20 protein-coding genes are annotated in these 23,629 nt (G+C 60.3%); 15 read left to right on the top strand and 5 right to left on the bottom strand.

Annotated elements, in window-relative coordinates:
• Position 1: 1 nt before the first annotated feature.
• The 5 genes from CVU69_09075 to CVU69_09095 all read right to left on the bottom strand — a co-directional run bounded on the left by CVU69_09075 (position 2) and on the right by CVU69_09095 (position 5,903).
• Entirely contained in the window at positions 2 to 601 is a 600-nt protein-coding gene (locus CVU69_09075; protein PKN12086.1) for a cytochrome C, read from the bottom strand.
• A complete protein-coding gene (locus CVU69_09080) occupies positions 598 to 1,710 on the bottom strand; it encodes a hypothetical protein (protein PKN12087.1) in 1,113 nt (370 codons plus the stop codon). The genes CVU69_09075 and CVU69_09080 overlap by 4 nt, the downstream gene beginning before the upstream one ends.
• A 403-nt stretch (positions 1,711 to 2,113) precedes the next feature.
• Positions 2,114 to 2,833 (bottom strand): hypothetical protein, encoded by a 720-nt coding sequence (locus CVU69_09085; GenBank protein PKN12088.1) that lies wholly within the window; start codon positions 2,831 to 2,833, stop codon positions 2,114 to 2,116.
• Positions 2,834 to 3,211: 378 nt separating this feature from the next.
• The gene (locus CVU69_09090) at positions 3,212 to 4,408 is read right to left on the bottom strand and encodes a cytochrome C (GenBank protein PKN12089.1); all 1,197 of its coding nucleotides are present in this window, start codon (positions 4,406 to 4,408) and stop codon (positions 3,212 to 3,214) included.
• A gap of 22 nt (positions 4,409 to 4,430) precedes the next feature.
• On the bottom strand, positions 4,431 to 5,903 hold the full coding sequence (locus CVU69_09095) for a DNA-binding response regulator (protein ID PKN12090.1): 1,473 nt from the start codon (positions 5,901 to 5,903) through the stop codon (positions 4,431 to 4,433).
• A gap of 295 nt (positions 5,904 to 6,198) precedes the next feature.
• On the opposite strand from CVU69_09095, the gene proC reads away from it, so the two are divergent.
• From proC to CVU69_09170, 15 genes are all read left to right on the top strand, one after another.
• Positions 6,199 to 7,014 carry a pyrroline-5-carboxylate reductase gene (gene proC / locus CVU69_09100; GenBank protein ID PKN12155.1) on the top strand — a complete coding sequence of 272 codons (816 nt, stop codon included), beginning with the start codon at positions 6,199 to 6,201 and terminating at the stop codon, positions 7,012 to 7,014.
• A gap of 178 nt (positions 7,015 to 7,192) precedes the next feature.
• Positions 7,193 to 8,629, top strand: coding sequence for a Fis family transcriptional regulator (locus CVU69_09105; GenBank protein PKN12091.1), 1,437 nt, complete (start codon positions 7,193 to 7,195; stop codon positions 8,627 to 8,629).
• Positions 8,630 to 8,890: 261 nt separating this feature from the next.
• Entirely contained in the window at positions 8,891 to 10,534 is a 1,644-nt protein-coding gene (pruA, locus tag CVU69_09110; protein ID PKN12092.1) for a 1-pyrroline-5-carboxylate dehydrogenase, read from the top strand.
• Positions 10,535 to 10,620: 86 nt separating this feature from the next.
• On the top strand, positions 10,621 to 11,532 hold the full coding sequence (locus CVU69_09115; GenBank protein PKN12093.1) for a proline dehydrogenase: 912 nt from the start codon (positions 10,621 to 10,623) through the stop codon (positions 11,530 to 11,532).
• Positions 11,533 to 11,657: 125 nt separating this feature from the next.
• Positions 11,658 to 12,788 carry a branched-chain amino acid ABC transporter substrate-binding protein gene (locus CVU69_09120; GenBank protein PKN12094.1) on the top strand — a complete coding sequence of 377 codons (1,131 nt, stop codon included), beginning with the start codon at positions 11,658 to 11,660 and terminating at the stop codon, positions 12,786 to 12,788.
• Between the two features lie 123 nt (positions 12,789 to 12,911).
• A complete protein-coding gene (locus tag CVU69_09125; GenBank protein PKN12095.1) occupies positions 12,912 to 13,817 on the top strand; it encodes a branched-chain amino acid ABC transporter permease in 906 nt (301 codons plus the stop codon).
• A 4-nt stretch (positions 13,818 to 13,821) separates the two neighbouring features.
• Positions 13,822 to 14,763: a branched-chain amino acid ABC transporter permease gene (locus tag CVU69_09130; protein PKN12096.1), complete on the top strand. Its 942-nt coding sequence runs from the start codon at positions 13,822 to 13,824 to the stop codon at positions 14,761 to 14,763.
• Positions 14,760 to 15,536 (top strand): ABC transporter ATP-binding protein, encoded by a 777-nt coding sequence (locus CVU69_09135; GenBank protein ID PKN12097.1) that lies wholly within the window; start codon positions 14,760 to 14,762, stop codon positions 15,534 to 15,536. The genes CVU69_09130 and CVU69_09135 overlap by 4 nt, the downstream gene beginning before the upstream one ends.
• Positions 15,529 to 16,245, top strand: coding sequence for an ABC transporter ATP-binding protein (locus tag CVU69_09140; protein ID PKN12098.1), 717 nt, complete (start codon positions 15,529 to 15,531; stop codon positions 16,243 to 16,245). The genes CVU69_09135 and CVU69_09140 overlap by 8 nt, the downstream gene beginning before the upstream one ends.
• Before the next feature lie 15 nt (positions 16,246 to 16,260).
• Positions 16,261 to 17,067, top strand: coding sequence for a universal stress protein (locus CVU69_09145; protein ID PKN12099.1), 807 nt, complete (start codon positions 16,261 to 16,263; stop codon positions 17,065 to 17,067).
• 36 nt (positions 17,068 to 17,103) lie between these two features.
• On the top strand, positions 17,104 to 19,500 hold the full coding sequence (locus CVU69_09150; protein PKN12100.1) for a formate C-acetyltransferase/glycerol dehydratase family glycyl radical enzyme: 2,397 nt from the start codon (positions 17,104 to 17,106) through the stop codon (positions 19,498 to 19,500).
• A 2-nt stretch (positions 19,501 to 19,502) separates the two neighbouring features.
• Complete coding sequence (locus tag CVU69_09155) at positions 19,503 to 20,411, top strand: glycyl-radical enzyme activating protein (GenBank protein ID PKN12101.1); 909 nt, start codon at positions 19,503 to 19,505, stop codon at positions 20,409 to 20,411.
• Between the two features lie 54 nt (positions 20,412 to 20,465).
• On the top strand, positions 20,466 to 21,794 hold the full coding sequence (locus CVU69_09160) for a hypothetical protein (GenBank protein PKN12102.1): 1,329 nt from the start codon (positions 20,466 to 20,468) through the stop codon (positions 21,792 to 21,794).
• A complete protein-coding gene (locus CVU69_09165; protein ID PKN12156.1) occupies positions 21,794 to 22,687 on the top strand; it encodes an EamA family transporter in 894 nt (297 codons plus the stop codon). Before CVU69_09160 ends, CVU69_09165 begins: the two co-directional genes overlap by 1 nt.
• Entirely contained in the window at positions 22,674 to 23,555 is an 882-nt protein-coding gene (locus tag CVU69_09170) for an EamA family transporter (GenBank protein PKN12103.1), read from the top strand. Before CVU69_09165 ends, CVU69_09170 begins: the two co-directional genes overlap by 14 nt.
• Positions 23,556 to 23,629 lie beyond the last annotated feature (74 nt).

A 23,629-nucleotide genomic window follows, 5' to 3' on the forward strand; every position in this document is an offset into this window, starting at 1 on the left:
CTTACTCAAGGAAGTATTCGGTCTGGCCGAAATGGGGGTTATGGCAGTCGCTGCAGTGCATACCCTTTTCCTGCAGCTGCGAGTGCATGCGACCAGCGAGGCGCTTTTCCTGATGACACTTGCTGCACAGGCTGTCCTTGTCCTGCAGGAGAAGGGTCGGGTGGGCGGAGTTGTGAGGGTGATGACAAGCCAGGCAATCGCCGACCGCCACCGGACCATGCACAGCTGACCCCTGGATGAAATCAACGTGACAAAGAAAGCAGAGTTCCCGAGCGGGTAGAAGCAGGCCGCCGGGCTTTTCGAAGGCATGGCAATCGTTACAGCGCTTTTCAGCAAAGGGGAGATGTTGGGAACCTTTGCTTTTGCCTTGGCCGGGGAGGGGGTCGCCGGCGGCATCGCCCGGCGCTGCAATGGCGAGCTGGCTGGCGTAATCCTGACAATATTCCTCGGCCGGCGGGAGGCGGGGGAAGCCGTCAAAGAGGGTGGAGAGCACCCAGTGGCGGCGGCCGGCGTCGCAGCCAAAGAGGAGCGGCAGCAAACAAAGGCAGAGAAGCAGGGCCGCTCGCCGGCCGTTACTGACCCGGCGGGCGGGCTTCTTCATGGGCTGATCTTGGCGGCAGAATCTTTCATCTTGCCGACGCCGTAGACGCCAACCTTGGATTTGACGCTGTACTGGTTGGTCACGAAGATCAACTGCTCCAGCTCAAAATCAGGGGCAGCGAACGGGCGGAAATAGTCGAGGTTGTCACGGGTGATGACGACCGCGGCCGGCAAGGTCATCGAGCCGCCGGGGTGGCCGGGCTCGCCGAAGAAGATGAGGAGTTGACCGTCATTGGTGAAGATCTGGCCGTTGCCATGGCCGGCATCGACCACAACCAGCTTCCCTTCGTCATCGACATCGATGCCGCGGGGCCGGGCAAAGGCGCCCCAGCTTCTGCCCATGCCGCCAAAGGCATGGAGGACATGGCCATCACGGTCGAGGCGCAGCACCCGACCGGTGCCGCCGTTGGTCACATGGATCTCTCCTTTGGTGCTGACCGCCAGGGAAAGGGGCATGGAGATAAAGTCGGTGGCAGAAGTTTCATCTCCTTTCAGGGTGTCGAGGAGCTTGCCGCTGCGCCGGTCGAGTACTTTTACCTCGCTGGCGTCCATGTCGGCAACGTATAGGCGCTCGCCATCCACCGCCATGTCGACCGGTTTCATGGTGATTTGCTGGCGGGGGCCAAAGGCGTTGAGGTAGTTGCCCTGGGGGTCGAAGAGCACCACCTCCTTGCGACCGGTATCGGCGACATACAGGTTGCCTTCAGCGTCGAGAGCCAGATTGGTCGGTTTGGAGAGCTTGCCCCGGCTGAAATTACCCGGCAGCGGCGCCATGCTGCGCTTTTCGAGATCGATGATCCAGACCTTGCCCTTGGGGGTGTCGGAAACATAGATCTTCCCCGGCCCGACTGCCAAACCAAAGGGTTTATCAATGAGCAACTCCTGTTGCTCCCCCGTCGCCAGGGAAATCAGTGAGAATGCGGCCTTGCCCTGGAGATCCTTGGCGTCGCTGAAGCCGGTCAAAAACTGGATACGGGGTTCATCCGGCGGCGGAGGCCAGAAGACTTCGAGCTGCGGCTTGACCGCGGGGGCGCAGGCCGTGAGGAAAAGGAGTAGCAGGAGTGACGGTAATAAGGCCGTGCTTTTTCTTGGAGGAGGGGTGAAGATCATCGGGTTTTCCTTCCTGTCATCGCTGGAGGTCGATTGCCATACATACTGAACCGGGACGATGATAGTCGTTGCCCGTTTTGCCTTGCAAGGGGAAAGAGCGCCGAAATTGTTGTTCTTTTGGCCGGATCCCAACTGTTCATTCCCACAGCGTGGCCCCGTTTTTGGCGTTGTGCCCGGGCGGAGTGCCAGGGCGATGGCGAAGGATCAAGCTGGAGCAGGAACATGCGAAACTTTATATACAATGAAAAGTTAATGGAAATCAAGAATTAATGAGCCTGGCAAACCGAACACTCCCTCCATCCTCGTGAGAAATTCTATAGCGGCGGAGGCGCGTGCATCTGCTTATAGAAAAGCCGCCGGCAATCGCCGGCGGCTTTGGGTCAAGCAATGTCTGAAGCTGAGCTTACTTGTTGTGGCAGGACAGACAGATGTCCGAATCGCCGTAAGCTGCGTAAAGCATGTACGGGCCGTCTACGACGTCCTTGTTGTGTACGTCATGACAGGAAGCGCAGGTGACAAACTCGCCGTTATAGAGGAATTTATCGATGGTCATGCCTGCTACTTTCGTGTTGTTTAAGAATTCCTGCGTGGTCGGATCGAACAGGCCGCTACTTAGGGGATTAAGGATATTAGTCTGCTCTGCGGCGAATGCATCAACCATGTTGACGCCGATCGGATGGTCGTTGGTCAGGTCGCCGGCTGCACCGATGGCAGGATCACCATAGCCGTCGCCGGTGAGGAGGGCATTGCCGGCAAAATTGTAGTGGGCATCGACGGCAGTCGAGCCGTCATGACAGGAAAGGCACAGCCAGGAAGAACCGATGCCTGCGTCGCTTAAGCCGCCATCCAGAGTGAAGGAGTCATAGTTGGCGTAGGTGCCGGCATCGACAGTTGCACGCGACCACAGGGGGAGGCCCTGGTCGGCGGCATCGAGATTGGCATGGTGAGGGGTGTGGCAGTAACCGCAGATGCGGGTCTGGTTCAAGCCATTGCTGGCCGCTTCAGCAGCCACGCCGGCAGCGGTGGGATACGTTGCGGGAATGTCGTGTTTGGAGCCTACGACGCCGGCGAACGCGCTGCTGGCGAAGGACAGGATAAGGGCAGTCAAAAGAATTTTTTTCACGGATAGTTCCTCCAGAAGATTTAGTTTCGCATTGTGATGGTACTCGTCTGTTTAAACGTGCGTTGGCTCTTCTCTCCGGATCTTCCTTCCCGGCCCACGGTGCAGACAATAAAGATCAGCACAACCGGTCGGAAAGGGATGCCAGCTTCTCCCCAAAAGAAACCGGCATCGGAACTTTTTTATTGCAACCATGATGCCAGGCTCGGCTGATACAATGGTTGCCATATTAACTCTTTCAAAATCAAGTAGTTGCTGATTGTGCCGTAGAATTGGTCGGGCCTTTACTCTCTTATTGGTTGGGGCATTTGCCCCGACTCATCAATCCAGGTGGGGGATTTGCCATGAATTGCCCAGCCGGGGGCAGGGCCGGTTTTCTGTTTATTTGGCGTAGTCGACCGGCGTTTCCCGGTCGTAGCCGAGCTCGCGGTGGCAGCCGGGGGCGCAGCTGCCGCCACTCGGGGTGCTGGCAAAGCGCACCGGGATTTTCCAGTCGCCGAACTTGCTCCCTTCGAGGCTGATCAGCTTCTCGCCCTCGCTGGCGTGCGCTTCGTGACAGGCGCGGCAGGAACGCCCTTTGCGCGGATCAGCGACATGCAGGTAGTGCAGGTTCTGCTTGCCGTTGCGGAATTTGGTGTAGATGGAGGTTTCCGGATAGCGCAGCAGGTTCTTTTCGTGACACTGCAGGCACAGATCGTAGCTGCCGGATTTGTAAGGGGCGTAAAAGCTGTCCGGATAGGGGCCGTTGAGGAGACGGAAGGAATCGGAGCCGTGCGGTGCATGGCAGGCGTCGCATTGACCTTCCTGGACAGGACCGTGCAGGAACTTCTTTTTTTCCAGATCGGCGGCGATGTTCCGCAATTTTCTGCTGCCGCTTCCCCCCTTGCCGTGGCAGGTCAGGCAGAGGGTCTGCTGGTCAAAGGCCAGAAGCCCGGCTTGATCGGAATAGTGGGAGGAGTGGCAGCCGCCGCAGCTGTTTTTGCCATAAAGGGGGGGGTGTTTGGTCTTGGCCTTCTCCATGGTGCTGCCGATGCGGTCGTGGCACTTGATGCAGACGCCGGGCTGTTCGCTGGCCAAAAGGTTGGGCGCAGGGGAGCCGTGCGGTTGATGGCAGGCGGTGCAGGCTTCTTCGCGCACCGGCGGGTGGGTGACTTTGGCCTGGTCGATGGCGCGAAAATCGACGTGGCAGGAAAGACAGAGCTGGCGTACCGGTTTTTTCAGGAGCTTCTTTTCCGCGGAGCGGTGCGGATCGTGGCAGGCAGTACATTGACCGACCGCCACCGGGCCGTGCAGATAGGCCTGGCGGGCCGGGGCATCGTCGTGGCACTGCCAGCAGAGCTCTGCTCCTTTGGCGGCCAGTTCAAAGTTGGCAACATTTTTGTCCGGATGGGCCCCCGGCAGCGGGCGGTGGCAGGCGTCACATTCCTGGTCGGCAAAGGGCTGGTGCTGGTTCTTCTGAACGTCGAGTTGAGGGTGACAGCCGGCGGTCAGACAATCTGCCGCCCGGCTCAGGGCCGGGGGGGTGGTCAGCAGCGCCAGGAGGAGGAGCGGCAGGAGCAGGGAGGGACGAACGTTCATGAATGTTCTCCAGCTGCGCGGCTCAGCCGCACTGCCGATATCCGGACAAAGATTCGTCCGCTGTGGCACTGCGCGGGTTAATATGTTGGGGCTCGTCTTCGCCGATGCCGAATTTCTTCATCCGGTAGCGCAGGGTGTCGCGGCTCATGTGCAGACAGCGGGCGGCCTTGCTTTGATTCCCCTGGTAGCGCTCCAGCGCCTGGAGGATGAACTCCTTTTCGACTTCTTCGAGACTGATCCCGTCTTGCGGCAAAATGAGCCGCCCGGACTGGGTCTGGCTGACCGCCGCGGTCCTTTCCTCGCACGTCGCCAGCGCGTTCAGGCGGATTTCGCAGGGGAGAAAATTTGCGCTCAGCTGGCGGGAGTTCTCGAGCATCATCGCCCGCTCGACGGCATTGCGCAGCTCGCGCACATTCCCCGGCCAGTCGTAGCGCATCAGATCTTCCAGGGCTTCGGCGGAGATCCCCTCGACATTGCGCCCGTACTCTTCATTGAGGCGGGAGATGAAGTAGTCGACGGTCTTGGGGATATCTTCCTTGTGCTCGCGCAGGGGGGGGAGGGGGAGGCTGATGACGTTCAGGCGGTAAAAGAGGTCGGCCCGGAAGCGGCCGGCCCGGACCATGGCCGGGAGATCCTGGTTGGTCGCGGCGAGGATGCGCACATTGGCCTGGAGATCTTCCTTGCCGCCGAGACGGCTGAAATGTTTGGTTTCGATGACCCGGAGAATCTTCGCCTGCATCGCCAGCGGCATGTCGCCGATCTCGTCGAGGAAGACGGTTCCGCCTTCGGCGAGTTCGAAGATCCCCTTCTGCCGGTTCGAGGCATCGGTATAGGCCCCCTTTTCGTGGCCGAAGAGTTCGTTTTCGAGGAGATTTTCCGGAATGGCGGCGCAGTTGATGCCGAGAAAGGGATCATCGGCGCGGGCACTGTACTGGTGGATGGCGCGCGCCACCAACTCTTTGCCGGTGCCGCTTTCTCCGAGGATGAGGACGGTGCGGCAATCGTTTTTGGCGCAGCCGTGGACCATTTTGACCAGATCGATCATCTTGCGGGAGTTGCCGATCAACTGGTCGCTCTCACTCTTTTTCCGCAATCCCCGGCGCAGACTGTCGACCTGTTTGCGCAAAAGTTTCTTTTCGAAGACCTGATGGACGGTATGCTTCATCGTCTCGAGGTTGAAGGGTTTGCCGATAAAATCCTCGGCCCCGAACTGCAGCGCCTGCACCGCGGTGTCGGCATGGGCATCGGCGGTGATCATGATCACGGTGAGATCTTCGTCTTTTTCGCGGAACTCACGCAGCAGATCAAGGCCGCAACCGTCCGGCAGACGGAGATCGAGGAGGACGAGGTCGGGCCGGAATGCTTTGAATTTGCTCCGGGCCTCGGCTGCAGAACCGGCCCCTTCAACAGTGTAGCCAACCTTGCTCAAAGTGGTGACCAGTGACCAGAGAATGAGCTTTTCATCATCAACAGCGAGAATGCGTTGTTCTATCATCTTGCGCTCCTTGCGCTCTCCAAGGCCGGTGGGACTAAAAGTAATCCCGGATCGATAAAGAAATCCTGCAAATATTAAACCGAACTAGGAATTTTGTCTAAACTATTTATTCTTATATGTCTATAAGTAAAGCTAATGGGCCCCCCTTTGGGTCAATGCTGCCATATGCTTTGGTGTTAGGGAAAAGGGCTCTGCAGCTATCTCTGCCCCTTTGCTGATTTCCTTGACAGTCGGGCAGGTTACGCTTTACATAAAGGTCAAATTCAGGAGCAGGGCAGGAAAGGAAAAAATGACGATGCGCAGTTACGGCAGGATCGGTTTTATCGGCGGCGGCAATATGGCGGAGGCCTTTGTCAAGGGGTTGATCAAGGGGGGGTATCCGGCGGCGGAGATCATTATTTCCGACCCGAGCGAGCCGCGCCGCCGCTTTTTGACGGAACGATACGGTGTTGCCGCCACCGAAGAGAATCTGGAGGTGGTGCGCGGTTGCGATATCATCGTTTTAGCGATCAAGCCGCAGATCGTCGATGCAGTTCTCAGCCCTTTTGCTGCTGAGTTCACAGCGGACAAGCTGTTGATCTCGATCCTCGCCGGAGTGGCGACGTCGACGCTCGAAGGGATTCTCGGCGGCTCGCCGCGGGTGGTGCGCGCCATGCCCAACACGCCGGCCCTGGTCGGGGAAGGGGCGGCCGGCCTGTGCCGCGGCCGTTTTGCCGGCCCGGACGATCTCGCTTATGCCCGGCGTCTCTTTGAAACCTTTGGTATCGTCCGTCTCGTTAGTGAAGAGCAGCTCGATGCGGTGACCGGCCTTTCCGGCTCCGGCCCCGCTTATATCTTTACGGTCATCGAAGCCATGGCTGATGGCGGCGTGCAGGAAGGGCTGCCCCGCGATACCGCCCTGGCTTTGGCGATCCAGACCGTCCTCGGCGCTGCCCACCTCCTTAAAGAGAGTGGCGAACATCCGGCGATGCTGCGCGACAAGGTCTGTTCTCCGGCCGGGACGACAATCGCCGCGGTGCGGGTGCTGGAAGAAAAAGGGCTGCGCGCCACCTTGATGGAGGCGGTCTCCTGCGCCGCCCGCCGTTCCCGTGAGCTGGGGGAGAAGAAGTAGGATCCCGTAGGGGCGACCCGGTGGGTCGCCCTGGGCGAGTCAGTGAGGAATTCATCAAAGAAAAGGCCGCCCGACACTGGAGCGGCCTTTTCTTTGTCATAATTTATGCAGTATTGAATAAGTCTATTCATTTGTGTATAGTCTTTTTGGTCTCCCCATTGCCTCAAGGATTATCCGCATGAATGATACCCAGCCAAGCTGTTCTCTCCCGGCCGGCCCGCTGCGCGACTTGCAGGAGCTGAGCCGCGAACATGACACCATTATCGACTCCTCGTCGGACGGGCTCTTTGTTTGTGATGCGCAGGCCAACGTCATCCGCATGAATCCGGCTTCGGAGCGGATTCACAACGTTGCGGCGCATGAGATCGTCGGCCGTAACATGGTCGATCTCATGCGCGAGGGTTTCATCGACCGCTCCGCTGCTTACGAAGCGCTGCAGAGCAAGAGTGTCGTCAGCCTGTTGCAGAACAAGGACGGCCGCAAGCTCATCTCCATCGCCACGCCGGTCTTTGACGGCTGCGGCGAAGTGATCCGCGTCGTGGTCAGCGAGCGCGACATCACCCGCATCGACGCCCTGCAGCGCCAGCTCGAAGAGCAGGGGGCGATCAAGGATGAATTCCGCCAGCAGATGCTGCAGATGCAGCAGGCGGAGCTGGAGGCGCAGAAAATTATCGCCAAGAGCCCGAGTATGATCAAGGCGCTCAACCAGGCGATAAAGGTGGCGCCGGCCGCTTCTTCCGTCCTTATCCTCGGCGAGTCCGGGGTCGGTAAGGGGCTCTTTGCCGAATTGATCCATAAATATTCCGGGCGCTCCACCCAGCCGCTGATCAAGATCAACTGTGGCGCTATCCCTGAGTCGCTGATCGAATCGGAGCTCTTCGGTTATGAAAAGGGGGCCTTTACCGGCGCCCAGGGGAGTAAGCCGGGACATCTGGAACTCGCTGACGGCGGTATTCTCTTTCTTGATGAAGTCGCCGAGCTGCCGCTGCCGTCGCAGGTGAAGCTGTTGCGTTTTCTCGAAGACGGCCGCATCACCCGCCTCGGCGACACCAGGGGGCGGACGGTGAATGTCCGGATCCTCGCCGCCACCAACCGGGATCTTGATGAAATGGTGAAGCAGGGGCGTTTTCGCCTCGATCTCTTCTACCGCCTCAATGTCATCCCGATTGTCGTACCGGCGGTGCGGGAGCGCAAGGACTGCATCCTGCCGCTGGTGCGGCATTATCTCGACCTCTTCGGCGAGCGCCACGGCATTCACAAACGTTTGACCCGCGCCGCCTCCGACGCGCTTTTGGCATACCCCTATCCGGGAAATGTTCGTGAATTGATGAACATCTGCGAGCGGCTGGTGGTCATGTCCGAGACGGAACTCGTCGATCTCAGCGATCTGCCGAGTACGATTGTCGAGCGGGTCAGTGGCGTCGAGGGTGATCTCCTCGATTGGCCGGAAGGGATGACTCTGGCGCAGATCTTCGACAGTATCGAACGGACCGTGCTGCTGCGCGCCGTGGCCCGTCATGCCAGCCAGGCCGCCCTGGCGGCAGCGCTGGGGGTGAGCCAGCCGACCGTGGCCCGCCGCCTGCAAAAGTACGGGATCAGATTGAGCGGGGTCTGAACTCCCCGACTATTCATTTCTGAATAAAATCGTGACAAGCCCGCCCCTTTCTCTATCTCTCCCTTCGTCCTGCTGTGCCCCTGCCGATTTGTCAGCTTTCTACTGAAAATAAATAATTATAGGAGGTTGTGGACAAATATCCCCTGCCTGCTATGCTTTGTTCTGCGTGCTATCGTCGGTTTTTTTCGGTAGCTGCCGCCCTTGGCGCGCCTGTTGCTATGTCTGTCTTGTATCGACAACAACCAACCTGCGAGGTGTCACGTGTATCTCTTCAATAACGCCACAATCAATATCCCTGTTCCGGTTAATGAACCGCAGTTCGCTTATGCCCCCGGCAGCCCCGAGCGGGTCAAACTCAAGGCGGAACTGGCCCGGCTCAAGTCCCAGCGTATCGAGATCCCGCTGATCATCGGCGGCAAAGAGGTTCGGACCGGCAAGACCATCGAGGTGGTGCAGCCGCACGATCACGGCCATGTCCTGGCGATCTGTCACCTCGCCGGCGCCAAGGAAGTGGAGATGGCGATTGCCGCGGCGATGGCGGCGAAGGCAGCGTGGGCGGAGCTGCGCTGGGAAGAACGCGCCGCGATCTTCCTCAAGGCGGCGGATCTCCTCGCCGGCAAGTACCGCTTCCTGCTCAACGCCGCGACCATGCTTGGCCAGAGCAAAAGCGCTTATCAGGCGGAGATCGATTCGGCCTGCGAACTCATCGACTTCCTCCGCTTCAACGTCTACTTTGCTCAGCAGATTTATCGCGAGCAGCCGATGTACTCTTCGCCGGGGATCTGGAACATGCTCCAGCACCGTCCCCTCGAAGGCTTCGTCTTTGCTGTCGCCCCCTTCAACTTCACCGCCATCGGCGGCAATCTGCCGACCTCCCCGGCGATCATGGGGAATACCGTGGTCTGGAAACCGGCGACAACGGCGGTCTACTCCAACTACTACTTCATGAAGCTTCTCGAAGAGGCCGGCCTCCCTGCCGGGGTGATCAACTTTGTCCCCGGTTCCGGACCGGTCGTCGGCCCCCGCTGCTTTGCCGACCGCGATCTCGGCGGCATCCACTTCACCGGCAGTACCGGCGTCTTCCACGAGATGTGGCGGACGATTGCCGAAAATATTGCCAACTACAAGTCCTATCCGCGCATTGTCGGCGAGACCGGCGGCAAGGATTTCATCATGGTGCACGCCTCGGCGTCGGTCGAGGCGGTGGTCACCGGTCTGGTGCGCGGTTCCTTCGAGTATCAGGGGCAGAAGTGCTCGGCCGCGTCCCGAGCTTATATCCCCCGTTCCCTCTGGCCGGCGGTTCGTGCCCGGCTGGTTGAGGTCGTCTCCTCGATCCGCATGGGTGATGTCTGCGACTTCAGCAACTTCTTTAATGCGGTCATCGACAGGAAAGCCTTTAACAGCATTCGCGCCTACATCGACTTTGCCCGTAGCGCTGCGGATGCCGAGATTCTCATCGGCGGCGGCTGTGACGACAGCAAGGGCTACTTTATCGAGCCGACGGTGATTGTGACCAGCGATCCCCACTTCAAGACGATGGAAGAGGAGATCTTCGGCCCGGTGCTGACCCTTTATGTTTACGAGGATGCGCAGTACGAAGAGACTCTGGAGCTTTGCGACCAGACGTCTCCTTACGCTCTCACCGGCGCGGTCTTTGCCCGGGAGCGGGGAGCGGTCTCGCTGGCGCTGAAGAAGCTGGAGAATGCGGCCGGCAACTTCTACATCAACGACAAGCCGACCGGCGCGGTTGTCGGACAGCAGCCCTTTGGCGGCGCCCGCGCCTCCGGCACCAACGATAAGGCCGGGAGTATTCTCAACCTCTTCCGCTGGACCTCGGCGCGGACGATCAAAGAGAACTTTGCTCCGCCCGAGTCGATCGACTACCCCTTCATGGCCGAACCGTAAGCTGATTTCTCTTTCCCCCTCTTCTCTCTTCTCCCCCTTCTGGGGAAGAGGGGGCTTTTTTGACTCGCACACGAGGTTGTCACCCTATGTCTCTCTTTAATTTTCTCGTCTCCAAGACGATCATGCACGTCCCCGGCCCGATTGTCGGCTTCTTCGCCCGCAGCTACATTGCCGGCGAAGTCCTTAATGATGCCGTCCGCGTCACCCGCGAACTGAACGGCAAGGGGATGATGGCGACCATCGATGTCCTCGGCGAGTTCATCACCCGCAAAGATGAAGCCACCGGCTTCAAGGAGGAGTGTCTCGCCGTGCTTCAGGCGATCAAAACCGAAGGGCTCGACGCCAACCTCTCGATCAAGCCGACGCAGATGGGGCTCCTCCTTGACCAGGAGTTCTGTTTCGCCAATATCCGTGAGATCGTCGCTCGCGCCAAAGAACTGGGCAATTTTGTACGGATCGACATGGAGGATATCCCCACAACCGACGCTACCCTCGACTTTTATCGCCGGCTGCGCGCCGAATTCCCCGGCCATGTCGGGGTTGTCCTTCAGGCCTATCTGCGCCGCACCCCGGCCGATATCGACCAGCTCAGCGACGCGCCGATGAATTTTCGTCTTTGTAAAGGGATCTATCGTGAGCCGCGCACGGCCGCCTACAAGGATCCGGCGACGATCAACCGGAACTACGTCCACTGTCTTGACAAGATCCTTGCCAAAAAGGGGTACGTCGGCATTGCCACGCACGACGAAAAACTCGTCTTTGAGGCGTTGCAGCTGATCGACAAGTACGAACTGCGGCGCGATCAGTACGAATTCCAGATGCTCCTCGGCGTTGATGAAGAGTTGCGCCAGATCATCCTTGATGCCGACCACCGCCTGCGTATCTATGTCCCTTACGGTGCGGCCTGGCTCCCTTACTCGAAGCGCCGGCTGCGCGAGAATCCCGATATCGCCCGGCATGCCCTGCGCCAGATGCTCGGGATGAAGCCGGGTGGTTAACAGTGCTTTTTCAGCGGGCCCAAACTTCACTTTTCTTTGACTGAAAAGTAGGTCATAATTCCCGATGTCCCTGCCCCCGGCATCTGGCCGGGAGGGATCAATCCACTTAAAGAGGAGAAGAGCGCATGAAGAGATGGACTAAGTTGTTGGCGGTTGTGGCCGTCCCCTGTTTCTGTCTGGCCGGAGTTGCCGGCGCCGAAACCCTGAAGGTCGGCGTGCAGGCCCCGATCACCGGCGAGTATGCCAGCGAAGGGCAGGGGATCGATAAAGCGGTGAAACTTTTGGCAGAGCAGTACAATGCCAAGGGGGGCGTCCTCGGCCAGAAGATCGAAGTTATCTCCTGTGACGATGAAGGGACGGCGATGAAGGCGGCGATCTGCGCCAAGGATCTGGTCAACAAGGGGGTCAAGATGGTGATCGGCTCCTACACCTCGACCTGTGCCGAAGCGGCCCAGAAGACCTACTTCGACGCCGGCGTCCTGCAGACCTCCGACGGCACCAGCGATTCTCTGACCAAGAACGGCTACTGGACTTTCTTCCGCAACTCCTTCCCGAACAGCGCTGAAGGATTCTATGTTGCCGACTACATGGTCAAGCACAAGAAATACAAGAATATCGTTGTTATTTCTGACTTTTCCAGCTACGCCACCGGCCTCGCCGATGCGGCGATCACCGCGATCAAGGCGGCCGGCGGCAACGTCGTTGCTTATGAGAAGATCAAGGCGAATGCCCAGAACTTTACCCCGGTCCTGACCAACATCAAGGCGAAGAAACCGGACGCGATCTTCTTTGCCGGCTACTATACCGACGGTGGACTCCTCCGCTCGCAGCAGGTGCAGCTCGGCATCAAGGCCGACTTTATCGGCGGCGATGCCAACGATAACCCCGACTTTGTCAAGCTCGCCGGTCCGGCCGCGGCCGGGGCCTATATCGTCAACGTCCCGACCCCGGAGATGCTCCCTTACCCGGTGGCCAAGGAATATCTTGCTGCTTACAAGGCCAAGTACAACGAGATGCCGCCGAGCATCTGGACCCTGCTCAATGCCGACGGCATGCGTGTCTTTCTCTACGCCATGGAGCAGAACAAAAGCACCGACACCAAGAAGGCCTCCGATTTCCTGCACAACATGAAAACCCCTTATCCCGGTATCACCGGTCCTCTCGCTTTTGCCGCAAACGGCGAGCGCGTCGGCAGCAGCTACATGGCCTTCGAGATCCAGAAGGACGGCAGCTACAAAGTCGCGCACAAGCAGTAATCAGCAGAGATGTTGAACGGATAGCTAAGATGGTATACCTTCAGGAGCCGACTGCGCGTCGGCTCCTGAAGTCTTATCCGGGAAGCTCCGGGTTTAAAATTCTCCCATGGGATTGTGCCGATTATGGAAACTTTTCTCCAACAGCTGGTCAACGGCCTGACGATCGGCAGCATGTATGCGCTGGTGGCCCTTGGTTACACCATGGTCTACGGGGTAATGCGGCTGATCAACTTCGCCCACGGCGATCTCGTCGCTTTCGCCGCCTTTGTCGGTCTGGCCGTTTATAGCAAGATCGTCCATGGCGGGGCTGCCATCACCTGGAGCGGTGTCATCATTGTCTTCGCCGCGACCGTGCTGATCGTCTCGATCGTCGGCGTCACCCTGGAGCGGGTCGCTTATCGTCCTCTGCGCTCGGCGCCGCGTCTCAGTGCGGTGGTTTCGGCCCTCGGTGCCAGCCTGGTGATCCAGAACGGCATCATGCTCCTTTGGGGGCCGCGCCCCTTGATCTTCCCCGGCGACCTCATCCCCGCGATCACCTGGGAGATCGGCGGCGTCATGATCAGCTTTATTCAGGTCCTGATCCTCGGCTTGTCCTGTCTGCTCATGGTCGCCCTGTATCTCTTTGTCGAAAAGACCCGTATCGGTACGGCGATCCGCGCCAGTTCCATCGATCAGGATACTGCCCGGCTGATGGGGATCAATGTCAACAGCATTATCCTCACCATCTTTATAATCGGTTCGGCCCTCGGCGCTATCGGCGGTCTCTTCATCGCGCTGTACTACCGCGGCATCAGCTTCAACATGGGTTGGAACTACGGGCTCAACGCTTTTATCGCCGCGATCATCGGCGGTATCGGCAACATCCCCGGCGCCATGCTCGGCGGGATGCTCCTCGGCCTCTTTAACGCTTTTATTGCCGGCTACGTCTCCAGCACCTGGGCCGATGCCTACACGTTTATTCTGCTGATCGCGATCCTCATCGTCCGTCCCACCGGGATTCTGGGCGAGCGCGTCGCGGAGAAGGTCTGATCCCATGCGTAATCGTATCGGTTATATCGCATTTATTTCCGTGATGCTGTTGCTGCCGGCGCTCCTCGATCCGCGCTGGCTGGCGGTCGGCATTACCTTCCTGATCTTCTCGATCGTCGCGCTCAGCCAGGATATCATCCTCGGCAAGGGGGGGATGTTTCACATGGGGCAGGCCCTCTTCTTCGGCCTCGGCGCTTATACCACGGCGATCATGAACAGCACCTGGAAGATTTCGATCGTCTGGACCCTGCCGATGGCGGTGATCGTGCCGATCATCTTCGGTGTCCTCATCGCCGGACCGATCGTCCATCTGCGCGGCGATTATCTCCTCGTCACCACCATCGGTTTCAACATCGTGCTGGTGCAGACTCTGCAAAATGACATCTTCGGCCTCACCGGCGGTCCGAACGGTATCTTCGGCATCGATAGCCTCAAGCTTTTCGGGATCGATCTCAGCAGCCAGACCGCTATCTACTATCTGGCGCTGCTCACCCTTCTTCTTACTTTCTGGATCATGTACAACCTCGATACCAGCAAGACCGGACGGGCTCTGCATTATCTGCGGGAAGATCAGCTGGCGGCGACGGCGATCGGCATCAATGCCCGTGTCTACAAGATCTTTGCCTTTGCGGTCGGCGCCGGTATCGCCGGTCTCGCCGGTTCGATCTACGCCATCCAGTACGCGGCGGTCAGCCCCGAGGCGTTTAACTTTATGCAGTCGGTCCTCTTCTTCGCCATCGTCATCGTCGGCGGTTCGTCGATCCCCGGCGTGCTCACGGGGGTCTTTCTGATGTTCGTCGTCCCCGAGATCTTCCGCGAGTTTTCGACCTGGCGTTACTTTGTCTTCGGTTTTGCCATGATCATCGCCATGATCCTGCGGCCGCGCGGCATCTTTCCGGCGAAGTTCGGCAAACTCCCCAAGTATCTTTATGAGGAGCGGTCATGAGTGGCAGGCAGCTGATTCTTGAGAATGTCACCAAGCGCTTCGGCGGACTGGTCGCGGTCGACAATGTCAGTATGATTGTCGAGGAGGGGCAGATCTATGGGGTGATCGGCCCGAACGGCGCCGGCAAGACCACGGTCTTCAACAATATCACCGGCATCTACAAACCCGAAGAGGGGCGGATCCTGTGGCGGGGCACCGAGATCACCGGTCTGGCGCCGCACCGCATCGTCGCCCTCGGCATCGTCCGCACCTTCCAGACCATCCGTCTCTTTCCGCAGATGAGCGTCGCCGAAAATATCATGGCCGGCCGCCATATCCGCAGCCGCCAGGGGATGTGGCACGGCATCATCCATACCCCTTTTTCGGCCCGGGACGAAAAGGCCAACTGGCTCAAGACCCGGGAGATCATGGAGTTCTTCAACCTGAGCGCCGAGGCGGCGACCCCGGTCGGCGGTCTCCCCTACGGCGTGCAGCGCAAGGTGGAGATGGCGCGGGCACTGGCGGCGGAACCTCAACTCCTCATTCTTGATGAACCGGCGGCGGGTTTGAATGACAGCGAAACCCTGGAACTGCAGGACACAATCCGGCGCATCCGGACCATGGGGGTGACGATCCTCCTCATCGAGCATGACATGGAGCTGGTGATGGCTCTCACCGATTATATGACGGTCCTCAACTTCGGCGGGAAGATCGCGGAAGGGACCCCGACCGAGATTCAGCGCAATCCCGAGGTGATCGAAGCCTATCTGGGGAGTGAGGACGACGATGAGTGACGTGCTGCTCGAGATCAGAAATCTGGAAATCAATTACGACAGCATCGCCGCCATCAAGGGGATTTCCCTCGACGTACACAAGGGCGAAGTCGTCACTCTGCTCGGCGCCAACGGTGCCGGCAAGACGACGACGATGCGCGCCATCAGCCAACTGGTCAAGGCGAAGGCCGGGGAGATCCTCTTCAAAGGGCATGACCTCAACAACCTGCCGGCGCACAAGATTGTCTCCCTCGGCATCAGCCATTCGCCGGAAGGGCGCAAGGTCTTCGGTATCCTCACTGTCGAGGAGAATCTCCTGCTCGGCGCTTATACACAGAAGCGTGTCGATGCCAAGACCCAGGAATGGATCTACGAACTCTTTCCTCGCTTGAAGGAACGGCGCAAGCAGCTCGCCGGCACCCTTTCCGGCGGTGAACAGCAGATGCTCGCCATCGGCCGGGCGCTGATGAGCAAGCCGGAACTCCTCCTCCTCGACGAGCCGAGTCTCGGCATCGCCCCGATCCTGGTCAAGGCGATCTTCAAGCAGATCCGCGAGATCGCCGATGCCGGCGTCACCGTCCTTCTCGTCGAGCAGAACGCCAAGGCCGCCCTCAAACTCGCCGATCGTGGTTATGTCCTCGAAGTCGGCAAGATCGTCATGAGTGGTCCGGCGGCAGAGTTACTGGCGTCGGAAAAGATTCAGGAAGCGTACCTGGGAAAGCACAAGTAAGGCAGGGAGAAGATCATGGCTATCAAGGATATCCTCGTCCACATCGATGAACGCGAGTGCAGCGCCGCCCGCCTTGACCTCGCAATCCGTCTCGCCCAGGAGCACAATGCCCATCTTGCCGGCATCTTTGTCGAGCATCACTCCTTCTTCCCCTTCTGCGTCTCGACCACGGCCGATGCGCCGCTGGCGGCGCGCGAGCTCTTCGAAGCGGCGACAGCCAACGCCGGTCTCTCGACCGAGTGGATTCACGTCCCGGCCACCTCCGGTCTCGCTATCGCCGAGGCGGTTATCATTCATGCCTATTATCGCGATCTGCTGGTGATCGGTCAGCTTGACTACGAAGATCGCTGTTCCCTTCCCGACGATTTCCCCGACCGGGTGATTCTCGGTTGCGGCCGCCCGGTCCTGGTCGTCCCTTATGTCGGGGATTTTTCCGTTATCGGCCGGCGGATCATGGTCGCCTGGCGCAGCGGCCCGGAGTCGGCGCGCTCGATCAACGATGCCCTGCCTTTACTGCATCGGGCCGAAGCGGTGGCCGCAGTCTCCGCCCCGACGGGGCGCGGTGACGATCACATCCAGCCCCTCAGCGGCAACCTTGCCGAGCACCTGCTGCGGCACGGCATCAACGCCGAGAGTGGAACCCTCTATCCTGACGCTATCGGCGTCGGTGACCAGATTCTCAACTATGCCAGCGATCACGGTGCCGACCTCATCGTTCTCGGTGTCTATTCGCAGAGCCGTCGCGGCGGGCAGCTCTCCCTCGGTGAAGTCGGCCGCCATCTCCTGCGCTGCATGACCGTCCCGACCCTGCTGTCGCACTGAGGTAAAATTTTCCTGCCAAAAGGGGATGGATAGCCCATGAATCACACCACCGCTTCGTCAGCACTGCCGGGGATGAATCCGCGCATCCAGCGCCTGCGCCAGCTCAGTGTCACGACGGAACCGAGCCTCTCTATCGAGCGCGCTCTGCACGAAACCGCTTTCTACCGGGAGAACTATGGCAAGGATTCGATCCCGGTGCTGCGCGCCCGTAATTTTTTTGACCACTGCGAGAAGAAGACCCTTTATCTCGGCGCTGACGAACTGATCGTCGGCGAACGCGGCCCGGCTCCCAAGGCGGTGCCGACCTTCCCTGAGCTGACCTGCCACAGCGTCGAGGACTTCCGCGTCCTCAACAGCCGCGAGCAGCAACGCTACACCATCGCCGAAGCCGATATCGCCACCTATGCACGGGAAGTCATCCCCTACTGGCAGGGACGGACAATCCGCGAACGGATCTTCAGCCATGTGCCGGCGGAGTGGCGCGCTGCTTACGAGGCCGGCCTCTTTACCGAGTTTATGGAGCAGCGGGCGCCGGGGCACACCGCCCTCGACGGCAAGATCTACCGAAAGGGGATGCTCGATTTCAAGGCGGAGATCGCTGCGCAGATTGCCGACCTCGATTACCTGAACGATCCGGAAGCGACCGACCGCTTCGAGGAGCTCAAGGCGATGGAGATCTCCTGCGACGCGGTCATCCTCTTTGCCGGGCGCCACGCCGACCTCGCCGAATCTCTGGCGGCAGAAGAGAAGAACCCGCAACGCGCCGCTGAACTCCGCAAGATTGCCGCAGTCTGTCGCCGCGTCCCGGCGCATGCGCCGCAGACCTTCCACGAAGCGATCCAGATGTACTGGTTCGTCCATCTCGGCACCATCACTGAACTTAATGGCTGGGACGCCATGAATCCCGGTCATTTCGATCAGCACCTCGCCCCCTTCTACCAGCGGGAGATCGCTGCCGGGAGCTTGACTCGCGAAGCCGCCAAAGAGCTCCTGTGCTGCTTCTGGATCAAGGTCAACAACCACCCCGCCCCCCCCAAGGTCGGCATCACCGCCCGCGAAAGCGGCACCTACAACGACTTCACCAACATCAATATCGGCGGCGTCACCGCCGACGGCCGGGACGGGGTCAGCGACGTTTCCTACCTGATGCTCGAAGTCATCGAAGAGCTGCACATCCTTCAGCCGGGGAGTTCCGTCCATATCAGCGCCAGGACTCCCGACCGTTTTCTCCATGCCGCCTGTCGGGTGATCCGCCAGGGGCACGGTTACCCGTCGATCTTTAATCCCGATGTCTACATTGTCGAGCTGCTGCGCCAGGGGAAGGATCTGCGTGATGCGCGCGAAGGGGGGTGCAGCGGCTGCATCGAGGTCGGTGCCTTCGGTAAGGAGGCCTACGTCCTGACCGGCTACCTCAGTGTGCCGAAGATCCTGGAAATTACCCTCAACAACGGTATCGATCCGGTCTCCGGCCAAAGGGCCGGGATCGCCAGCGGTGACCCGCTGACCTTTGCCAGCTACGACGATCTTTACGCTGCTTTCCTGCGTCAACTCCACTTCATCGTCGACACCAAGGTGCGGGTCAGCAACTATATCGACCGCATGTTCGCCAAATATGCCCCGGCCCCCTTCCTCTCGGTCGTCATTGACGACTGCATCCGCAAGGGCAAGGATTACTACGACGGCGGGCCGCGCTACAACACCAACTATATCCAGTGCACCGGCCTCGCGACAATCACCGACAGTCTGGCCGCTCTCAAGAAGCACGTCTTTGAGGCGCAGACCTTCTCCCTGCAGCGTCTGCTTAGTGCCGTGGCCAGCAACTTCGCCAACGAAGAGTTTCTGCGGCAGACGCTGGTCAACAAGACCCCCTGCTTCGGCAACGACGACGATTATGCCGACGCCATCGCCGTGCAGGTCTACAACGATCTTCTCGCTGCCATCGACGGCCAGCCGAACGTCAAGGGGGAGAGTTTTCATCTCAATATGCTTTCGACCACCTGCCACATCTACTTCGGCAAGATGCTGGGGGCCACTCCCAACGGTCGTTTCGCCGGCAAGTCGATTTCGGATGGCACCTCGCCGTCGCACGGCGCCGACACCCACGGCCCGACGGCGGTGATCCGCTCCCTGACCAAGCTCGATCAGACCCTGTCCGGCGGGACTCTCCTCAATCAGCGCTTTTTGCCGGACCTGCTCAAGCGCGACGAAGACATCGTCCGGCTCGGCCAATTGGTGCGCAGCTACTTTACCCTTGGCGGCCACCATATCCAGTTCAACATCGTCGATACCGCTACCCTCAAGGCGGCGCAGGAGACACCGGAAGACTATAAGGATCTGCTGGTACGCATGGCCGGTTACAGTGACTATTTCAACGACATGAACGCCGATCTGCAGCAGGAAGTGATCGAGCGCACTGAAAACGAATCGTTCTGAGGATGGAATCGGGGCTGATCTTCGATATCAAGCGCTACTGTATCAACGACGGTCCGGGGATTCGTGCGACGATCTTCTTCAAAGGCTGCCCGCTCCACTGTCGCTGGTGTCACAACCCCGAGAGCATTGCTCCGCAGATCCAGAAGCTTCATGCCGCTGCCCGGTGCATCAGTTGCGACGTGTGTGTCAAGGGCTGTCCGGGTGGAGCCTGTGTCCTGAGCAGCGGGGGGATAGTCACTGACCCGGCGCTCTGCACCCTCTGCGGTCGCTGCGCCGCGGCCTGCCCGACCCTGGCGACACAGCTGTCGGGGCGGTCCTACCGCGTTGCCGAGCTCCTTGCCCTCCTCGAAAAGGAGCGCCACCTCTTTGACTCTTCCGGCGGCGGCGTCACTTGTTCCGGCGGCGAACCGCTGCTGCAGGCCCCCTTTTTGCGGGGGTTTCTTCGCGCCTGCGGCCGGCAGCAGATTCATCGCGCCGTCGATACCAGCGGCCTCGCCCCCTGGGAGGTCGTCGAAACGATCGCCGCTCACACCGACCTCTTTCTTTACGACCTGAAACTGATCAACTGCGAACGGCACCGCCGCTACACCGGCGTCGACAACACTCTGATCCTTGCCAACCTGCAACAGTTGGCGGTCATCGGCGCAGCAGTGCAGATCCGCCTCCCCCTCATCGGCGGCGTCAATCTTGACGACGACAACATCGAGGCGACCGCGCGTTTTGTCGCCGGACTGGCGGGAGAGAAGAAGGAAGTCAACCTCCTCCCTTTCCACGACGTGGCGCGGGGCAAGGATCTGAAGCTCGGTCAGGAACGCGACCTGACCGGGATGTACACGCCGACGACCGCCGACCTTGAAGGGGTGATCGCTATCTTTGCCGCCCACGGCCTGACCGCAACATTCGGGGGGTAGGAGCAGCGCCCTTGTCGCCGTCGCCCACTTTTTCCTGCAGCGAGTTCTTCTGACATGAACCCCATTGCGCCGGATTTGACCTTCCGCACCATTGCCCGCTTCTGGTATCCGCTCGCCGGCGCCTGGCTGCTGATGGCAGCGGAGGGACCGCTGATCGCGGCGATCATTGCCCGCATGGGCAATCCAGCTATCGATCTCGCCGCCTACGGGATCGCCTACGCGCTGGCTTTGGTCACAGAAGCGCCGATCCTGATGCTGATGAGCGCTTCGACCTCGCTGGTACGCGAAGGGGGGAGCTATCGCCAGTTGCGCAACTTCTCCCTCCTCCTTTGCTTCGGGGTCACTGCCCTGTTGCTGCTGCTGTGTCTCCCCCCGGTCTTCGACCGTCTGGCCCTCGGGCTGATCGGCCTGACTCCGGAGGTAGCGCAGCGGGCGCATGGTGCTCTCCTTCTCCTGCTCCCCTGGCCGGCGGCCATCGGCATGCGGCGTTTCTGGCACGGGATTCTTATTCGCAACGGCCAGACCCGCCGCGTCGTCATCGGTACCGCCCTGCGTTTTGCCAGTATGGCCGGCAGCGCCCTCCTCCTCTTTCACTTTTCGCCTTTTGACGGTGCCCGGATCGGCACTGCCGCTCTCTCCCTCGGGGTCGTGACCGAGGCGCTGGCGATCCGCTGCCTCGCCGCCACGGCGATCTCCAAGGTCTGTGCCTGCAGCGAGCCCCATCCGCACGGCACCATGAACTTTCGGGCCTTGAGTGCTTATTATTTTCCGCTGGCGATGACCCCGGTCCTCGCGCTGAGCGTGCAGCCGCTGATCACCTTCTTCTTGTGCCGCGCGCTCTTTCCCGTCGAGTCGCTGGCAGTGACGCCGGTGGTCAACTCGTTGACCTTTGTCTTTCGGGCTATCGGTCTTTCTTATCAGGAGGTAGCGCTGGCATTGATGGGGGAGCGTTTCAGCAACTACCGCAAGTTGCGGGATTTTGGCTGGATGCTCGGGGTCGGCGCGACCCTGCCCCTGCTGCTCATCGCCTTTACCCCGCTTTCGACCCTGTGGCTGGAAGAGGTCGCCGGTCTGCCGCCGGCTCTGGCTGCCTTTGCCGTGGCGCCTCTCTGTATTCAGGCCATCCTGCCGGCCCTGACGATGATTCAGGCGTTGCAGCGTACCGTCCTCCTGGAAGCGCGGGTGACGACGCCGATCTCGGTGGCAACCGCTCTGGAGGTCGCGGGGATCTTTTCCCTCCTATTCCTCCTGGTGCGCTTCGCCCCTTTCTCCGGGGCTGTCGCCGCCGGCATCGCTTTGGTCTGTGGACGGCTCTTCGGGATCTCCCTGCTGCTCCGGCCGCAGCGGCTTGTTTTGCAAGAACATCAGGGAAGGGTGAAATGATGGATACGAAGAGTGGTAATCGTGCCTGGATGATTCTGGCGGCGGGGGTTTTGTGGGGAACGACCGGCACCGCCCAGGCCCTGGCCCCGGCCGGGGCGCAGCCCCTCACCGTCGGCGCGCTGCGGCTGGCAATCGGCGGGCTCACCCTTTTGGCCCTTGCTCTGGGCCGGCGGGCCTTTGCCGGCAGCGGCAAATGGCCGCTGCGTTCGACCGTGGCGGCGGCGGTCTTTACCGCCCTTTATCAGCTGACCTTCTTTGCCGCGGTTGCCAAGACCGGCGTCGCGGTCGGCACCATTGTCGGCATCGGCAGTGCTCCGGTCGCGGCGGGAATCCTCGGTCGACTGCTGCACAACGAGGTCCTGTCGCGGCGCTGGCTGGTGGCCACGGCTTTGGCGATCGGCGGTTGTACTTTGCTCGCTCTCAGCAGCGGCGGTGAGGTGCAGATCGATCCTCTCGGTATTGCTCTGGCCCTTGGAGCCGGCGCTTCCTACGCAGCGTATACTCTGGCGGTGAAGAATCTCCTCCCCGGTCGCTCGCCGGATGCGGTGATCGCGGTCGTCTTCTGCCTCGGCGCCCTCCTCCTCTCCCCCTTCCTGTTCACCGGTGAACTTGCCTGGCTGCTGCAACCGCGCGGCCTGGCGGTAGCCCTCCACCTCGGTGTCATCGCCACCGCCCTGTCCTACTGGTTCTTTGCCCGCGGCCTGCTGGCGGTGCCGGTCTCGACCGCCGTCACCCTGTCGCTGGCCGAACCCCTGACCGCCGCTCTTCTCGGGGTCACCCTCCTGCACGAAGCGCTGACACCGATCGCTTTGGCCGGGATCGTACTGATCTTCAGCGGCCTCGTCGTTTTGGCGTGGAGCGGGCGCCGTGAAAGAGCGCATGGAACGGCATAAACAGGGATTGCTGCTGGCGCTGGCGAGCGTCCTGATCTGGTCGACGGTGGCGACAGCTTTCAAACTCTCCCTCCGCTACCTGCCGCCGCCGCATCTTCTCCTTTACGCCTCGGTGGTCTCGACGCTCATCCTCGGGGGAATTCTGCTGTTCCAGGGGAAGTTGGCCACCCTGCGTGCCACACCCCTTCGCGAGCTGCGCTTCTCCCTCCTTCTCGGCGGGCTCAACCCCTGCCTTTACTATCTCATCCTTTTTCGCGCCTTTGAACTCCTCCCCGCGCAGGAAGCGCAGCCCCTCAACTATACCTGGGCGATCACTCTCACCCTTTTGTCGATTCCGATCCTCAAGCAGCGGCCGACCGCCGGAGAGCTGGTCGCCATTCTGATCGGCTATGCCGGTGTGGTGGTCATCGCCACCCGTGGCGACCTTGCCGGCCTGCACTTCTCCAGTCCGATCGGCGTCGCCCTCGCCCTTGGCAGCACAGTGATCTGGTCCCTTTACTGGCTCTACAGCGCCCGCGACCAGCGCGATCCGGTGGTGGCGCTCTTTCTCAACTTCCTTTGCGGCAGCGCTCTGGTCCTTTTTTACTGCCTGCTCTTCGCGCCGCTGACGCTGCCGCCCCTCGCCGGTCTCCTCGGCGCTCTCTACATCGGCACCTTTGAGATGGGGATCACCTACGTCCTCTGGCTGGCGGCCCTGCAGCGCGCCCGGAGCGCGGCGCAGATCAGCAACCTCATCTTCCTGTCTCCTTTCCTGTCGCTGCTCTTCATCCATTTCCTCGTCGGCGAGGAGATCTACCCCTCCACTTATGCCGGTCTGGGGCTGATTGTCGCCGGACTGCTGTTGCGCAACTGCCGCTGGCGACGCTGAGCTGGCGTTGCCTTTTTATCGCCTGCGTGCTAAAAAAAATTCATGAAGGCGCAGGAAATTTCATCAGGAAAGGG

The sequence above is a fragment of the Deltaproteobacteria bacterium HGW-Deltaproteobacteria-4 genome (assembly GCA_002841765.1).
GTDB lineage: Bacteria > Desulfobacterota > Desulfuromonadia > Desulfuromonadales > UBA2197 > UBA2197.

What these genes read in the sequence shown, in the direction of transcription:
- CVU69_09075 (PKN12086.1), bottom strand. Translation starts at nt 601, where the DNA reads ATGAAGAAGCCCGCCCGCCGGGTCAGTAACGGCCGGCGAGCGGCCCTG.
- CVU69_09080 (PKN12087.1), bottom strand. Translation starts at nt 1,710, where the DNA reads ATGATCTTCACCCCTCCTCCAAGAAAAAGCACGGCCTTATTACCGTCA.
- CVU69_09090 (PKN12089.1), bottom strand. Translation starts at nt 4,408, where the DNA reads ATGAACGTTCGTCCCTCCCTGCTCCTGCCGCTCCTCCTCCTGGCGCTG.
- CVU69_09095 (PKN12090.1), bottom strand. Translation starts at nt 5,903, where the DNA reads ATGATAGAACAACGCATTCTCGCTGTTGATGATGAAAAGCTCATTCTC.
- proC (PKN12155.1), top strand. Translation starts at nt 6,199, where the DNA reads ATGCGCAGTTACGGCAGGATCGGTTTTATCGGCGGCGGCAATATGGCG.
- CVU69_09105 (PKN12091.1), top strand. Translation starts at nt 7,193, where the DNA reads ATGAATGATACCCAGCCAAGCTGTTCTCTCCCGGCCGGCCCGCTGCGC.
- CVU69_09115 (PKN12093.1), top strand. Translation starts at nt 10,621, where the DNA reads ATGTCTCTCTTTAATTTTCTCGTCTCCAAGACGATCATGCACGTCCCC.
- CVU69_09120 (PKN12094.1), top strand. Translation starts at nt 11,658, where the DNA reads ATGAAGAGATGGACTAAGTTGTTGGCGGTTGTGGCCGTCCCCTGTTTC.
- CVU69_09125 (PKN12095.1), top strand. Translation starts at nt 12,912, where the DNA reads ATGGAAACTTTTCTCCAACAGCTGGTCAACGGCCTGACGATCGGCAGC.
- CVU69_09130 (PKN12096.1), top strand. Translation starts at nt 13,822, where the DNA reads ATGCGTAATCGTATCGGTTATATCGCATTTATTTCCGTGATGCTGTTG.
- CVU69_09135 (PKN12097.1), top strand. Translation starts at nt 14,760, where the DNA reads ATGAGTGGCAGGCAGCTGATTCTTGAGAATGTCACCAAGCGCTTCGGC.
- CVU69_09140 (PKN12098.1), top strand. Translation starts at nt 15,529, where the DNA reads ATGAGTGACGTGCTGCTCGAGATCAGAAATCTGGAAATCAATTACGAC.
- CVU69_09145 (PKN12099.1), top strand. Translation starts at nt 16,261, where the DNA reads ATGGCTATCAAGGATATCCTCGTCCACATCGATGAACGCGAGTGCAGC.
- CVU69_09150 (PKN12100.1), top strand. Translation starts at nt 17,104, where the DNA reads ATGAATCACACCACCGCTTCGTCAGCACTGCCGGGGATGAATCCGCGC.
- CVU69_09155 (PKN12101.1), top strand. Translation starts at nt 19,503, where the DNA reads ATGGAATCGGGGCTGATCTTCGATATCAAGCGCTACTGTATCAACGAC.
- CVU69_09160 (PKN12102.1), top strand. Translation starts at nt 20,466, where the DNA reads ATGAACCCCATTGCGCCGGATTTGACCTTCCGCACCATTGCCCGCTTC.
- CVU69_09165 (PKN12156.1), top strand. Translation starts at nt 21,794, where the DNA reads ATGGATACGAAGAGTGGTAATCGTGCCTGGATGATTCTGGCGGCGGGG.
- CVU69_09170 (PKN12103.1), top strand. Translation starts at nt 22,674, where the DNA reads ATGGAACGGCATAAACAGGGATTGCTGCTGGCGCTGGCGAGCGTCCTG.